Source organism: Streptacidiphilus pinicola, assembly GCF_003258295.1.
Taxonomy (GTDB): Bacteria; Actinomycetota; Actinomycetes; order Streptomycetales; family Streptomycetaceae; genus Streptacidiphilus; species Streptacidiphilus pinicola.
This window is the reverse complement of sequence record NZ_QKYN01000259.1, coordinates 1-1,676: the sequence shown is the minus strand read 5'-3', so window position 1 is coordinate 1,676 and position 1,676 is coordinate 1. Positions and strand designations below refer to the sequence as shown.

The 1,676-nt window shown below is 73.4% G+C and carries 2 protein-coding genes; one reads left to right on the top strand and one right to left on the bottom strand.

All coding sequences use genetic code 11. The annotated features are described in order from the left end of the window. The first annotated feature begins 65 nt into the window (after positions 1-65). Entirely contained in the window at positions 66-617 is a 552-nt protein-coding gene (locus DN069_RS39720; RefSeq protein WP_133260202.1) for a hypothetical protein, read from the top strand. A 5-nt stretch (positions 618-622) separates the two neighbouring features. Here DN069_RS39720 and DN069_RS38800 read toward each other — a convergent pair whose 3' ends face one another. Then, positions 623-1,543 carry an alkaline phosphatase family protein gene (locus DN069_RS38800; RefSeq protein ID WP_111507937.1) on the bottom strand — a complete coding sequence of 307 codons (921 nt, stop codon included), beginning with the start codon at positions 1,541-1,543 and terminating at the stop codon, positions 623-625. Positions 1,544-1,676 lie beyond the last annotated feature (133 nt).

Sequence of the window (1,676 nt, the reverse complement as noted above, 5' to 3'; positions counted from 1 at the left end):
ACCGCCTCGCGCCTTGCCGCGCTGCGGGGGCCCTGCTCCAGGCCTAACCTGGAGGAGTGAAGGGCGTGTTGGTCGCTGTCGCGACGGCGGGCGCCTTGGCCGTCGTCGCGGCCTGCTCGGCCGGCGGGACCTCCCAGTCGGTGAACACACCGACCCACACCGTGACCGCCACCATCACCCACCAGGCGGCGCCCGCCCCGAGCACGCCGAGCCGGGCGTCCACGCCCACCGTGACCGTCACCGCCACGCCCCCGCCGGCCGCGCCCGCGCCGCCGAGCACGCCCGTGGCACCCGCCGCGCCCGTCGCGCCGACGACGCCGTTGACCAACGCCGGAGCGGTGGTCCAGCAGTACTACCAGGACATCACCGACCACGACTACGCCGCCGCGTGGGCGCTCGGCGGGCGCAACATCGCGGGCGAGAGCTACGACCAGTACGTGGCCGGCTTCGCCACGACCGCGTCGATCAGCCTCGGCACCGTCAGCGAGTTCGGTGGCTCGCAGGTGCACGCCGTGCTCTACGCGACGCAGACCGACGGCACGTTCAAGGTCTACGAAGGCACCTACACCGTCAGCGGCGGCGTCCTGGTCGGCGCGTCGATCGTGCAGGTCCGCTAGCCCGTCTACTTGCTCCAGATGTCGGTGACCGGGGCCCGCTGGGCGCTCTCGCCGACCGGGGAGAGGCCGTAGGCGGCTTCCAGGGTGCGCAGCAGGCGGTAGTGGTCGAGCAGTTCGCCGTACTGCCCCTGCTTCACCCCGGCGCCGACGACGAGCGTCGGGATGTGGTTGTCCGGGCCGTTGTCGTCCTCGTCCCAGGTGACGACGAGGAGGCTGTCGTGCGTCCGGGCCCAGTCCGCGTAACCGGAGAGATGGGCGCGCAGCCAGTCGTCCCCCTGCTGGACGGTGCCGTCGTGCATGTCGTGCTGGAGGTTCGGTACGACGATCGACAGCGTGGGCAGCGCGGCGTAACCCGCCGCGCTGCTCGGGAAGGCGTCGAAGGTGCGGTTCGCGGAGGCCGGGATAGTGGCGAAGTCGACCCAGGGGTTGTGCTTGCGCGCGTAGTCGCCCGTGCTGCAGCCGGTCCAGCCGGTGGCGGGCAGCGACTCCGAGTACCCCGCGAAGGTGAGCCCCGAGCCGAGCAGTTCGGAGCCGAGGGTGGGGCCGGAGAAGGTGTGCGGGCAGGAGTCGTCCGTCAGGCCCTGCGTGGAGCCGGAGAAGAGCGCCAGGTAGTTCGGCTCGCTGGGGTGCGCGACGGCGTACGAGGCGGTGAAGGACGCACCCTGCCCGGCCAGGGAGTTGAGGTAGGGCGCGGCGCCGCTGCCGATGATCTGGTCGTACGGGTGGTTCTCCTCGATGACGACCACCACGTGCGCCGGCCTGGGCACGGCCGCCGCCCCGGGCGCCGTCGCGGGCGCGCTGCTCTGCGCGGCCAGCGAGGAGGAGACCCCGGCGGGCTCGGCCGCCCCGCCGGACGAGCAGGCGGTGGCGACGAGCAGCGTCGCCGCGGCGAGCGACGCGGCGGCGAGGGGGAGACGCAGGCGCATGAGACCAGTGTGGCAGCGGCTCCGCTGGAACGTCGGACGGGCACGGCGGAAGGCTTGCGACACCTCCGCTGTGCGGTGCCCTCAGCACGCTGACGCCGCGGGGCCGCGGGGCCGCGGCGTCAGCGTGCTGAGG

Excerpts from the sequence above, each read along its gene's own strand:
- DN069_RS38800 (WP_111507937.1), bottom strand. The coding sequence starts at position 1,543 with ATGCGCCTGCGTCTCCCCCTCGCCGCCGCGTCGCTCGCCGCGGCGACG.